A 13,623-nucleotide genomic window follows, 5' to 3' on the forward strand; every position below is an offset into this window, starting at 1 on the left:
TCTGTCCTACTCTTATTCAAATAATTGCTTGTGCTTATTAAAAAATCGATTAAAAAATTGTACATTATCTAGTTCAAACCATTCCGCTGTTTGAAGAGGTTTGGCATCCAGATTATAAATTTTTGCATGTAACGTGCCGAGAACAAAAGGAGAATGAGTGGCAATAATAAATTGACTTTGAAAATATCGAGCTAGCTCATTTATTTGTTCTGCCATTCTGATTTGATTGGCAGGAGAAAGTGAGGTTTCTGGCTCGTCCAATAAATACAATTGCCCTGGTTGCAGATACTCCTCAAAAAACTGCATGGACGTTTCTCCATTAGAGTATTTTTCTTGTGAGAATTGAATGTTCTCTAGCTTCTTTTTAAACGCATACGTAGCTTCATATTGTGTCGCTTGAGCCTTGCTCATCCCTTTGTTAATCTGCTCATACAATAATCCCTCATGCAGCACGGAAGATTGCTGTATCTTCTTGATCTCATATAATATATCCTCAGATTTCATATATCGGCTTCCTTCTGGAAGCTGCCTGATTTCATGCTCTTGCTCATCATGCCCAAGTTGATAGCTACTCAAATCAAGGAATCGCTGAGCATAAATACTATGCCCATAGCTTGTCATTTTTTCAGCCCCCGATATTCCTAGCTTGTTGGAAATTAAATTGAGTAATGTGGATTTTCCGCTACCATTATTGCCATACAAAACAGTAATTCTATCAAACAATAGCACCTCTCCAGCCAAGTGCTTAAATACATAATCAGGGTATATGTTGGGATTTCTATCCGTATAATCAGAAAGCTTAAAGCTTCTCAAATAAATCATAGCCACACTCCTTCTACCGCTCTTATAGTTTGAAATCTATTTTACCAGAGATAAGTCAATGTATTTTAGATTCACTACTATAAAAGGAATGTCCTGCTCAACTGTAATTTTTTCACAGGAAGCTCTAATTAAAAACGAGGGTATCCCAAACTGGGACACTCCTCGTTAAGATTAGCTCACCTTCTCACCCTCCGGGCAAAATCCACGAACTGAAATTTATCCAGCCGATGCCTGGACTCGGTATATTGGAAAAGCACCGTGTTCTCCAGATATACATAGTTTCGTACTACTACAATATGTGTGAATCCTTTCAAATCAAGCAGACGATGATCCTCCTCGGTTGAGGGCTCAACGGATATTAGCTTCTTTGCATAACTGATTTTAAGCCCCAGCTCCTGCTCCAGATATTCATAGATTGAGCCTTTCGCGATTTCCTCGCTTAGGAATGGAACAATATCCGCTCGGAAATAATCCTTATCCAAAATGATCCGATCACCTTCAATCTCTCTGGCACGAATAACCTTCCAAACCAGGGTTTCAGGCGGAATCTGCAGATGTCTGGCGATCGCGGAGCCTGCCGGCTCATTCAATGTCTCCTTCACCAGTGTCCGTGTGGTCGCACCCAGCGTATCGGACATCTCTTTAAATGAAATTAGACCGGTAATGGGGAAATCCATTCTGGTCATATCAAGCACAAAGGAGCCTCTTCCTTTAATTTTGTGAATATATCCTTCACGGAACAGCAGGTTCAGCGCTTTGCGCACGGTCTCTCGTGATGTGCTGTAAGCTTCAGAAAGTTCGCTTTCAGAAGGTAGCTTGGCTCCCGGCAGCAGCTGCCCTGAAAGGATTTGGTTACTGTATTCATTATAAATTTGCAAATATTTATTTTCTCTCAATTTTGATCACCGCCCTTTATTGTATCACGTCATGCCTTTAGAAGCATCGATTCAATTGGAATACGGCTCAATAGACAAAACAGCCCCCAGGGGGCTGTCTTACCGTAGTATAAAGTCTTTGCCAATATAACCTCTATCAACCCTTAAGGTGAATAGTCAAGATGCTTGTTTGTCTAGCCGTAGCTGGTCCGGTCTTCTCCTCAATCTTCTCTACCATATCCTGCCCTGCAGGAATAATGATTGGAGTAATCAACGGGTAACCTGCTGCGCGGATAGCTTCCATATCAAATTCCAACAGAAGCTCGCCTGCCTGCACCTTGTCGCCAATATTTTTAAGGGTGGTAAACCCGTTACCTTTAAGTGACACGGTGTTAATTCCAACGTGGATAAGTACCTGTACACCGCTGGCATGCTCCAGTATAAGTGCATGCTTGCTCTTGATCACATGAGCTACTGTAGCATCAAAGGGTGCATATACTTTACCTTCAGTAGGTTCGATTGCAATCCCCTCGCCCATTTGCTTCTCGGCAAAGGCAGGATCGGGCACCTGTTCCAGGGATACTGCAGCTCCACTGAGCGGAGAGATAAGCTCCAGTGTATTCATTGATTCCAGTGATCCTTGAACTGAAGGACGGCTGTTTATATCATCTGTTTCGCTTACAGTACTAGTAGCTTTTGTAGCTGAGTTCTTTTCAGAACGTGCCACTACAGAACGCCCGTAGAGTACAGTGGTGACAAATGGCACAATGAGAACAATAGCCATGCCAATGAAGAATACGCCCCACTGGTTCGGGAATATCGAAAGGAATCCGGGAATCCCCCCTACACCAATGGAAGAAGCGCGAACCTGGTTAACGGTAAGGAGCATGCCGGCAATCGCTGAGCCGATCATCCCGAAGATGAAAGGATAACGATAGCGGATATTCACCCCGAAGATCGCCGGTTCAGTCACGCCGAGGAATGCTGAGACGGAAGATGTAGCCGCCAAGCCTTTTGCTTTTTGTTCTCTGACTACGAACATCATCGCTAGTGCCGCAGCACCTTGTGCAATATTGGAGAGTGCTAACATCGGCCAGAGGAAAGTGCCGCCCTCACTGCCGATGAGCTGCACATCGACCGCTAAGAAAGTATGATGCATTCCAGTGATGACCAGAAGCGCATAGAATCCGCCGTAGATCAAGCCTCCAAGGAGCGCAAAATGATTAAATACATAGATCAGTCCGGAGGTGATGGCATTGGCAATGCCAAACGTAACCGGTCCGATAATAGTGAAGGCCAGAAAACCTGTAATCAACAGAGTCACTGGCGCAACAACCAGCAGTTTGATGGAATCATGTACCCGTCGGTTAAGGAACTTCTCTAGGCTAGCCAGAATATAAGCTGAAACCAGTACTGGCAATACTTGACCCTGATAACCGATCTTCTCCAAATGCCAGCCGAACAAATTCCAGGTCGGAACAGTTCCCTCAGTGCTAGCACTTGCATAGTTGTAGGCACTTAATAGATCCGGGTGTACTAGAATGAGGCCCAATACGATCCCGAGAAGAGGACTTCCGCCGAAACGGGTAACAGCTGCCCAACCGATAAGTGCTGGTAAAAAGGTGAAGGCTGTGCTGGCAATCGTGTTAATTATCGCAGCAATGTCTTTCCATGCGGGATAAACTTCCACTAGCGACTGGTTATCAAAGAAGATTCCAGGTCCGGTTAAAATATTATTGATCCCAAGCAGCAAACCTGCTGTTACGATAGCTGGAAGAATCGGAATAAATATATCAGCCAGCGTCTTGATCGCACGCTGCAGTGGATTCTGTTTTCGAGCTGCTGCGGATTTCACTTCATCCTTGGAAGAACGAGAACCACCAGTGATCTGAATCATTTCATCGTATACTTTATCTACAGTTCCCGGTCCAATAACGACCTGGAACTGTCCCTGGCTAGAAAATTGTCCTTTTACGAGTTCGTTGCGGTCCAGGGCTTCCGAATCCACTTTGCTCTCATCATAAAGCGAGAATCTCAACCGGGTTACACAATGTGTCGCAACCTCTATATTTTCCTTGCCCCCAATTGCCCGTACAATATCCTCAACATTTTTGCGGTCTATAGCCATATTTTCACTCCTTACAAAACTTGATGTGTGCTCCTTCTCAAGTACACCTTGTTAGCGGATTAACCACATGTAGGAAGCATAAGGACTAAGCTGAAGCTCTTGTGTTAAAGCAGGTGTATCTGTTGTATTCCCAATCAGGAGCTCATCCTTCCCTTTTGATAACAACTCAGTCCAGTGACTGTCTTCAAAGCGGAAGGTAGTCTCTTTACTGCTGAAGTTCGAGACCACGACAAGTGCTTCTCCATCTCCTGTTCTAACGTAAGCGAACACTTCAGGATGTCCTTCATCGAGTCTTTTGAATACACCTTCTATGAATATCCCATACTCTTTGCGTAACGCAATCAGCTTGCGGTAATGGTGGAAGATGGAATCGGGATTTTCCAGCTCTTTCTGCACATTGATGTCCGGATACCGCTCATCAACTTTCAGCCATGGAATGCCAGTGGTGAATCCGGCATTTCGGCTGTCATCCCACTGCATCGGTGTACGGGAGTTGTCCCGTGAACGTTCCTGTAGAATACTCAGGGCATTCTCCGGGCTTTTCCCCTGTTCACACAAAATGCGGTACATATTCAGTGACTCGATATCACGGAACTCATCGATGCTATTCCATACCGGATTTGGCATCCCGATTTCTTCTCCCTGATAGACATATGGTGTTCCCTGAAGGCCATGCAGAGTTGTCGCGAGCAGTTTGGCGCTCTCCGCACGGTAGACCTTATCATCAGTAAATCTGGAGAGGGCACGAGGTTGATCGTGATTGTTAAAAAATAATGCGTTCCAGCCCCCTCCTTTCTGCATTCCGGTCTGCCACTGCGTGAACAAGCTTTTCAAAGCTTCAAAATCATAGGGCATCAGCTCCCACTTCTGTCCATTCGGATAATCAACTTTTAAATGATGAAAATTAAACGTCATGGAAAACTCCCGCTCTTCAGGGCTCGAGTACCGAATGCAATGCTCCAGTGTAGTTGAGGACATCTCCCCGACAGTCGCCATCTCATACGGACCAAACACCTCTTCATACATTGCTTTGATGTATTCATGGACCCGTGGGCCGTCAGTATAGAACTTTCGTCCATCTCCTGGTGGAACACTTCCATCATCATTAGGGAAGCGCTGATCCTTGGAGATTAAATTAATTACATCCATGCGGAAGCCATCGACACCTTTTTTAGCCCAGAAAAGCATCATATCATTCACTGCTCTACGTACCTTCTCGTTCTCCCAATTCAAATCCGCCTGGGTTTTATCGTAGAGAGTAAGATAATATTGTCCCGAAGCTTCGTCGAACTGCCATGCAGGCCCCCCGAACTTCGACTGCCAGTTGTTAGGTAAGCCGCCGTCTGGAGCCGGGTCCTTCCAGATATAATAATCACGGTAGGGATTGTTCCTGCTTGAAATAGACTGTTTGAACCACTCATGTTCTGTTGAAGTATGGTTAACCACGATATCGATCATTAGCTTCATTCCGCGTCTGTGCAGTTCCTGTATTAGCTCGTCGAAATCCTCCATCGTTCCAAAATCCGGGTTGATACTTTCATAATCTGCAACATCGTAACCGTTATCATTTTGTGGCGAAACATAAACCGGCTGTAACCAGACAATATCGATTCCAAGGTTCTGCAAATAATCTAATTTTTCAATAAGTCCTTTAATATCTCCTGTTCCGTTGCCTGTAGTGTCCTTAAAGCTCTTCGGGTACACCTGATACACCGTGGACCGGCGCCACCATTCCGAATACTGGGACTGACTCAAGTTGAACACCTCCAAAAAAATTACTTTATATCAAATATTAAACCTGTATATACAAGTTCAAACACTCCACACAGTTTAAACCTGTATATACAGGTTGTCAATACTTTTGCTTTTCTAAGCAGTGAACTTGAGTAGAGGCAAGATCACCAATAACGTTGCTCTTAACTGCGATTCATCGGAATTTTCCCATCTTAATATTTGCTCCATAATCACAACAAAAAGCCGCTTTCTTGGCGGCTTTTTATATATGAAGATGTGAAGTTACAAGGACGAACAGGATACCTTTTATTAAATACAAGTTAGGTATCCTGTTTCTATTTGAATAAATTTTATTTAAGGTCCTGAAGAAGACTCTTTCCAAATTGTGGCATGGTTACACCAAAATTATCTGCAATTGTTGCTCCAATATCCGAAAATGTCTTACATACAGGGAGCTCACTTTGTCGATTGAAACTCTTACTGTAGATGAGTAAAGGAACATATTCACGGGTATGGTCTGTACCCGCATGAATGGGATCATTGCCATGGTCTGCCGTAATTACAAGAAGATCATCTTCACTCAGCTCCGCGAGAACTTCAGGTAATCGATCGTCAAATTCTTCTAGCGCTTTCCCATATCCGATCGGATTTCTACGATGACCATAAAGTGCATCAAAATCAACAAGATTTAAGAAACTAAGTCCTGTAAAATCAGTATGAATGGTCTCCATGAGTTTATCCATGCCATCCATGTTAGACACTGTACGCAAAGACTTGGTGACACCTTCTCCATCATAAATATCTGAGATTTTACCAATCGCTAGTACATCGAACCCAGCATCCTTGAGCTCATTCATCACGGTTCTTCCATAAGGCTTCAAGGCATAATCATGACGATTCGATGTTCTTTTGAAATTACCGGACTGTCCGAGGAAGGGTCTAGCGATCACTCTGCCTAGCATGTATTCCTCGCGCAAAGTAATCTCTCTGGCAATCTCACATATTTGATATAGTTCTTCCAAAGGAATAACCTCTTCATGAGCCGCAATCTGAATCACTGAGTCTGATGAAGTATAGACAATGAGTGCACCGGTGTTCATATGCTCTTGTCCCAGTTCATCGAGAATAGCTGTACCACTAGCGGGCTTATTCCCAATCATCTTTCGTCCCGTTCTTTGTTCTAATTCGTTAATTAATTCATATGGAAATCCTGCAGGGAACACCTTGAAAGGAACATCGATTCGAAGGCCCATGATTTCCCAATGTCCTGTCATCGTATCTTTCCCATTCGAAGCCTCTTGCATTTTGGTCCAATAAGCTATAGGCTGCTCTACTTTGGGTACTCCGGGTAGGTGGTCTATCTGGCTTAACCCTAACTTGGATAAAACAGGAACATGTAGCCTATTCATTTTTTCAGCAATATGCCGTAATGTATGTGATCCTGCATCACCAAAATTCACAGCATCTGGGGCTTCACCAATGCCTACGGAATCCATAACAATGACGAAAATTCGCTTAAACCGGGGTGTTAGTTTCATGTTGATACTCCTTAGTTCAATTAAAAAATGATACCGATAATTAAGGCGGATAAAACGCTTACAAGTGTGGCGCCAAATAACAGCTTTAATCCAAATCGAGCCACAATATTCCCTTGTTTTTCATTCAAGCCTTTCACTGCACCCACAATGGTACCAATGGACCCAAAGTTAGCAAATGAGATTAGGAAAACGGAGACAATGGCTGTAGTACGCCCACTTAAACCATCTTGGATCTTAACAAAGTCAAGCATAGCAACGAATTCATTCGCAACAAGCTTTGTCGCCATAATACTGCCTGCATCAACAGCTTCATGCCATGGGACACCGATAAGAAAGGCAATGGGTGCAAAGACATACCCTAAAATTCCTTGAAACGAGATACCGAATACTCCGCTGAAAACCCCGTTAATTAATGCAATGATCCCAACGAAACCAACCAACATTACACCAACTACTATGGCTACTTTAAAGCCATCCATAATATATTCGCCTAGCATTTCAAAAAACGTTTGTTTTTCTTCTACCTGAACTTCAACAATATCTTCTTCAGGTGTAACTTCATACGGATTAATGATGGATGAAATGATAAATCCGCCAAATAGGTTTAATATCAATGCAGCTACTACATACCGAGGTTCTAGCATCGTCATATATGAACCAACAATTGACATAGATACCGTTGACATTGCAGACGCACATAATGTATACAAGCGATGTTTTGGCAATAATCCAAGTTGGTTTTTCACCGAAATAAACACTTCATTTTGTCCTACAATTGCGGCTGCAACTGCATTATAAGATTCCAATTTGCCCATGCCATTTATTTTACTTAGGACCAAACCAATATACTTGATAATGAACGGGAGAATTTTGTAATGCTGCAATATCCCAATTAATGCCGACATAAAAACAATTGGCATCAAAACATAAAGGAAAAATGTATGGGCACCTTCATTTGCAATCCCACCAAAAACAAAGTCAGTCCCTTCATTGGCGTATCCAAGCAATTTTGCAAAACTATCGGCAAACCCTTTAATTAAGAATTCACCGATACTTGTTTTTAGTATAATTAATCCCAAACCGATCTGAATAGCAATCATTACAATGATTGGTCGATATTTAATCTTTTTCTTGTTGTTACTTCCTAGCCATGCCAGTAATAGAACAATAACCAAACCAGCAATAGAAATTAGATAATGCATTTTTAGCCCTCCAAATTATCGGTTAATTTTCTTGGAATCCTCACATCGAAATGCATCTTTCCACATTAACCCTTGTTCCAAAATAATCGCCAACAGACTTCCGCAAATTAATCCATTATTTAAAATGGCTATCACGATCGGAGATAAATGGGCCGTAGCTGATGAAGGGATAAACATTAATCCCACACCCACTAAAAGGGAAATTCCACTAACGATAAATGTTCGTTCTTCATGAATGACCTTCTTCAATTCCTTTAGCGCTAGTCCGACCATCTTCACAAAAATGACGAAGGTAACGGAATAGCCTATGGGAGCTGGAATCGCTGATATAACATTCATCATTGGCGGAAATAAGGATATTAAGATCACAAAGCAACATCCAATTAAAAATGATCTGCGCTCCTTCATCCCTGTTTGTTCAACATATCCCGCCGCTCCCGAGATAGGGACAGAACCGACCGCTCCTAAACCGCCACTAATAAGATGCGTAATTCCAGAAGTAAACCCGGCGCGCAAATAACGACGATGATCCACTTGCTTTTGTTTCATAACGGTCTCCATCAAACGGATGGATGCAACTGCATTAGTTATTAATAAGAGCGTTAATAAAAATGCAGTAGTGATTGTCCCAGCATCGAATCGAGGTCTGCCAAATGGGAATATTTTCGGCAGTTTAAATAGAGTATCCGCATGAGAAAACACAGGTATATTTCCGCAGATAATAAATAATAGGCAGCCTATCAATATACTGAAAATGATTGAAAACTGGCTGAGTACTACAAAGCGACTTTTCCCTAACCAAAAGGTAATGCCAACCACAATCACACTAATGATGAATACTTTAACATCTAACATGGTGTGGGTTGAGGTGATCCCCATCATCCCTTTCATAAAAGATCCACTTAATTGAAAGATCAATAAAAGCAAATAAATAAAAGTGATGGTTGGTGTAAATAAACGAGCGATTTTATCCATTAGCTTAAATGCTGAAATTAGGATAAATAAAACCCCGCTAATGATCATCCCTCCACTTAAAGCTTGTAAAGCATCGTTGTTAGAAGAATAAAGTCCCCCCACTAAACTTGCGTAAATAGTAAAAATGCTCCACCATAACCCTGCCGGACCTTCATGAATAGAGAATTTATGACCCAATAGGCCTTGTAAAAATCCAGCTATTCCTAAAGTGATTATTGTGCTCTGAATGAGTCCAGAGGTCTCTAGTGGTGTTAAGTTATATAAATCTGCGATTGCAATGGGTGCAGCAATTGCACCTGCGATCATAAAAATCATCCACTGCAATCCTGACAGTATTACCCGCATTTCTTTCTCACTCTCTTTTCTAACCCTACTGCTCTTATCAATTCATTAGCCTTCAATGACTGTGTTAAGCGCTATTTCGACCATTTCATAAAAGGATTGTTCACTTTCTTGATGAGTTAGGTGTTCCTGTCTTAGCAATTGACTGCCCACTGTCAAAATCGACAATGCTTTCACACCATATTTTGCGGCTAAAGTATATAGGGCTGTGCTTTCCATTTCTACCGCTAAGACACCGAAATCCATAAACTTGTGAAGTCGATCTAAATTTTCACGGTAAAATTCATCAGAATTATAGATGTTACCAACAAAGACATTTGCATTTTTACTTTGTGCTTGTTGATACGCTTTCATTAACAATGAGAAATCTGCTGTAGGTGCAAAATTACTACCATGAAAGATCTTCTCCGCCATATTACTGTCTGAAGACACCGCTTGGGCTATTATAATATCGCGGATATTAATTTCACTCTGCATCGCACCACATGTACCAATGCGAATCAATTTTTTAACTTCATAATCGACGATCAATTCTGTAGCATAGATACTCATCGATGGATTTCCCATCCCTGTCCCCTGAACCGACACCGGCACACCCTTGTATAATCCAGTGTATCCATACATCCCTCTTACTTCGTTATAACAATTAGCCTCCTCCAAAAAGTGTTCTGCTACAAATTTTGCACGTAAAGGATCTCCTGGGAGCAAAACGCGCTCTGCTATTTCTCCCTTATTTGCACCTAAATGCCTACTCATAGTTCTTCCTCCAACTTTTAATAGTAAACTGAGGTTTACCGAAATCGCTCTCCACTTGCCCTCAAGTAAAATCAGTTTCGAAACTAGATTGAGCATAAGGTTTTTTAACATTTCAAACTAGACCAAAAACTTACGAAGCTAACGGAAAATAATTGGTCAAATTATAAAAGCAATTCTTTACGAATATTGTCTAAATCTCTTTTAGATGGGATCGTAGATATAATAACAACAGGCACGGTCTTTAGTGCAACCGGGATATTACTAATGACAAGATCAATATTATTTTGCTGCATAATCTCGTCGGTCAGCCCTTTCATTATGGATGTATTAAGGATCAGCTGATCCCCAATTTCCTTCTTTATCAAATCTGCTATGTAATGCCGAATTGAAAATTCTTCCCCGATCACTAAGAAAGCCCTCTTACTCTTGTAGCGTAAACTCGAACGAATAATTAAGGTTAGCTTTGTTAAATGAAAATGATTAAACAGGATGGAAGGGTATGTTTTATTCCACATTTGCATACAGGTTTGCAATTCTTGATAAATCTGCTGACACTCCTCTTGAACATAGGTTGATAAATGACTTTTTGAAATCATCATCCATTCCGGAATGGCATTTTCGATTAATAGCTTGTCAAAGAACCCATAAATCTCCAAGATAAATCGTTCATGCATATCCAAATTCGGATATACCTTGGCCAATAACATTAGAAGCAGATTCCCCATCTGATATTCTTCTTTATCCTTATGTAATTCGACTTCTTTAATCGGAGTGATCTCTGACCCTTCATAATAATGATATTGGCTGAGACTAACCATGGATTGCATAAAGAATATTTCACTTATTGGAAATTCAATGGACAGCTTTTCTTCAAGACGCTTTGCAATGGTTCTTACTGGTAAATAAAATATCCCCTTATCCCATGGATAAGCATTTTCGTCAATTTTCACACAGTTTCCCTTAGTAACTCTCTCTATAACAATTGCGAATAAAAAGGATAATCTCCTTTTGGAATTGATAAAGTATACAATGTTATTCTCATTCTCTATATTTGTGATCAACTGATTTATATAAGCAAAATCGATATTCGCAAAGGGCCATCCTGTAAACTCATACGCATCACAATATAAATTCCAATATAAATATCGAATATTCATTTCATTCCCTTTGATCATAGGTGTAGAATAACTAATGCGTAGCTTATAAGCTTTTAGATCATCATTATTTAATTGCACAATCAATTTCTTCAAAGACGAGGTACTCATAAACATGGCTTCGGCTAGTTCCTCCACAGACAGTCGACCCACATTCGTAAACAATAAATCCATCAGCCGATAAAAGATGGTTTGTCTGAACATAGAAGAAATCACTTCACTAATCGTACTTCGCCCATCACGTCGAAGAATAATTCCCTTTCCCCTTGAAACTTCAATGGTCACAGTAGGTGGTAATTGCTTGCTGATTTCCTCCACCATCTTACGTATTGTCTTATCTGAAATCCCTAAACTTTTTTCCACTTCGGCTAAGGTAAACCATCTTTGTTCCGTATCAAGCAGCGTTAATAGTTGGCTAGCTAAATTAAATCCCTTATCCATGTTTTATCCACCCTATTTCAATTTCATTACTAATCTGTTTTGATTATTATCTACAATAAGTCCGACTGAAAATCGTTATCTGGATTCCTTCACATGAAACTCAGGTTATTATAGCTCATAATCCATTTGAACCTCCATTCACATCCGGCTGCAATTTGTTCCGGAGAGCATACAGCATGATGGCACCAACAAGGAACGCGACGATATCCGAAACGACGAGCGACCAGACCACTCCATAAAAACCGTTCATTCGATTGGCGATATAAAGCACAGGAATCAAGGTGATTCCTTGTATAATTGACATAATAAAGGCGGCGGTTCCTTGCGCTGTTGCTTGGAAGATCCCCGTAAACAACGCGGTCATTCCTGTAATGAACAGGGATAAGAATGTCACATGTAAAATGTAGCTGCCCATTTCAATTAATTGCGGGTCATTCGTAAATAAACCAATTAAGTGGTCGGAAATCAGATAGACGATAACGCCGAAAACGACGGCTAACGCTACTATCGTCTTAATCGTGAATTGAATGGTATGCTTCATGCGCAATCTATTCGCTGTAAAAGAGAAGGCAATAAGCGGCACGACTCCCTCGCTTAAGCCCATTAAAATTAACTCAGGAAATTGCAGTAAACGTGATGATATACCGAACCCCGCTATAGCCTGCTCCCCATATTCGACCAGATAACGGTTAAAGATAAGCGACATTGCTCCCATGAAGATACTCATAATAAAGACGGGAACCCCGATTTTGAATACATTGCCCAGAATGTCCTTGGTAGCCTTAAATTGTTTTATTGAGATCGTTAAGAATTGGCTCTTGAATCCTATATGGTAGGCGTAGAATACACTCGCAACCATGTTGGAAATGACCGTAGCAGACGCAACTCCGATCACATCCCAATGGAAAACGAAGATGACTAGTGCATCGAGAATAATATTTACGACAACACTGAGCAGCATACCGATCATTGATGTAATTGCGGCACCCTCAGAGCGTACGATATTCTCCAGCGTGAAGAATAATACGACGAATGGTGAGCCTATAAGCATAATGGTGACATAGTCCTTGGTAAATCCGAAGGAGTCAGGTGTAGCCCCAAGGCCATGAACGATGGAATCGATGAGCGGGAGACAGGCGGCCATGGCGATAAGACCGAGTACTAAACTGCTGTAAAAGGCGAATGAAGATACATGCTTTACATCATCAGCTCTCTTCTCTCCCAGCAAACGGGAGATGAATGCACTGCTGCCGACACCAATCAGATTGCCTAGCGCCATAATGACGGCGAATAACGGCAAGGTTAGGGCGAGTGCGGTTAACATGGCAGTATTATTAAGCGTGCCAATGAAAAAGGCGTTCAAGATAGAATAGATGACACTCATTGAAGTGCCAAGCATCATCGGTACAGCGAAGTGGGCTACGGCTTTTGCGATCGGAGCTTTTTCAAAGTAATGGAGGTTTTCTGTATCCATGTGGGTCACTACTTTCATGATTTATTTTAGTCTGAAAATTACATAGAATTCTAACTATATGACTGTGAGGCGCAGCAGTAAACAAACCCGTAACGACGACCCTGCGAGTTTGGTGTTTAAGATTTGACTGATCATCAGCTCATCTGATAGGGCTTCTTGACACTGAGCATGTATACCAGATT

The 13,623-nt window shown here is 41.6% G+C and carries 10 protein-coding genes; all 10 read right to left on the reverse strand.

Annotated features, from left to right (window positions below; genetic code table 11):
* Nucleotides 1–12: 12 nt before the first annotated feature.
* Entirely contained in the window at nucleotides 13–822 is an 810-nt protein-coding gene (locus NSS67_RS18100) for an AAA family ATPase (RefSeq protein ID WP_339314926.1), read from the reverse strand.
* A gap of 176 nt (nucleotides 823–998) precedes the next feature.
* On the reverse strand, nucleotides 999–1,718 hold the full coding sequence (gene treR, locus NSS67_RS18105; RefSeq protein ID WP_339314928.1) for a trehalose operon repressor: 720 nt from the start codon (nucleotides 1,716–1,718) through the stop codon (nucleotides 999–1,001).
* 136 nt (nucleotides 1,719–1,854) lie between these two features.
* Entirely contained in the window at nucleotides 1,855–3,825 is a 1,971-nt protein-coding gene (treP, locus tag NSS67_RS18110; protein WP_339314931.1) for a PTS system trehalose-specific EIIBC component, read from the reverse strand.
* Nucleotides 3,826–3,876: 51 nt separating this feature from the next.
* Nucleotides 3,877–5,580, reverse strand: coding sequence for an alpha,alpha-phosphotrehalase (gene treC / locus NSS67_RS18115; protein ID WP_339314933.1), 1,704 nt, complete (start codon nucleotides 5,578–5,580; stop codon nucleotides 3,877–3,879).
* Between the two features lie 329 nt (nucleotides 5,581–5,909).
* Entirely contained in the window at nucleotides 5,910–7,097 is a 1,188-nt protein-coding gene (gene deoB / locus NSS67_RS18120) for a phosphopentomutase (RefSeq protein ID WP_339314935.1), read from the reverse strand.
* Nucleotides 7,098–7,117: 20 nt separating this feature from the next.
* Nucleotides 7,118–8,299, reverse strand: coding sequence for a NupC/NupG family nucleoside CNT transporter (locus NSS67_RS18125; RefSeq protein WP_042188403.1), 1,182 nt, complete (start codon nucleotides 8,297–8,299; stop codon nucleotides 7,118–7,120).
* A gap of 15 nt (nucleotides 8,300–8,314) precedes the next feature.
* A complete protein-coding gene (locus NSS67_RS18130; RefSeq protein ID WP_339314937.1) occupies nucleotides 8,315–9,619 on the reverse strand; it encodes a purine/pyrimidine permease in 1,305 nt (434 codons plus the stop codon).
* Between the two features lie 45 nt (nucleotides 9,620–9,664).
* Entirely contained in the window at nucleotides 9,665–10,372 is a 708-nt protein-coding gene (deoD, locus tag NSS67_RS18135; RefSeq protein WP_339314938.1) for a purine-nucleoside phosphorylase, read from the reverse strand.
* A gap of 161 nt (nucleotides 10,373–10,533) precedes the next feature.
* Nucleotides 10,534–11,967 (reverse strand): helix-turn-helix domain-containing protein, encoded by a 1,434-nt coding sequence (locus NSS67_RS18140; RefSeq protein WP_339314940.1) that lies wholly within the window; start codon nucleotides 11,965–11,967, stop codon nucleotides 10,534–10,536.
* A gap of 115 nt (nucleotides 11,968–12,082) precedes the next feature.
* Complete coding sequence (locus tag NSS67_RS18145) at nucleotides 12,083–13,441, reverse strand: MATE family efflux transporter (protein ID WP_339314942.1); 1,359 nt, start codon at nucleotides 13,439–13,441, stop codon at nucleotides 12,083–12,085.
* Nucleotides 13,442–13,623: the final 182 nt, after the last annotated feature.

The organism is Paenibacillus sp. FSL R10-2734 (genome assembly GCF_037963865.1).
Lineage (GTDB): Bacteria > Bacillota > Bacilli > Paenibacillales > Paenibacillaceae > Paenibacillus_AQ.

Bases quoted from the DNA above. Each gene is read 5' to 3' on its own strand.
- treP (WP_339314931.1), bottom strand. From the start codon at position 3,825: ATGGCTATAGACCGCAAAAATGTTGAGGATATTGTACGGGCAATTGGG.
- deoD (WP_339314938.1), bottom strand. From the start codon at position 10,372: ATGAGTAGGCATTTAGGTGCAAATAAGGGAGAAATAGCAGAGCGCGTT.
- NSS67_RS18125 (WP_042188403.1), bottom strand. From the start codon at position 8,299: ATGCATTATCTAATTTCTATTGCTGGTTTGGTTATTGTTCTATTACTG.
- NSS67_RS18130 (WP_339314937.1), bottom strand. From the start codon at position 9,619: ATGCGGGTAATACTGTCAGGATTGCAGTGGATGATTTTTATGATCGCA.
- NSS67_RS18140 (WP_339314940.1), bottom strand. From the start codon at position 11,967: ATGGATAAGGGATTTAATTTAGCTAGCCAACTATTAACGCTGCTTGAT.
- deoB (WP_339314935.1), bottom strand. From the start codon at position 7,097: ATGAAACTAACACCCCGGTTTAAGCGAATTTTCGTCATTGTTATGGAT.
- NSS67_RS18145 (WP_339314942.1), bottom strand. From the start codon at position 13,441: ATGGATACAGAAAACCTCCATTACTTTGAAAAAGCTCCGATCGCAAAA.
- NSS67_RS18100 (WP_339314926.1), bottom strand. From the start codon at position 822: ATGATTTATTTGAGAAGCTTTAAGCTTTCTGATTATACGGATAGAAAT.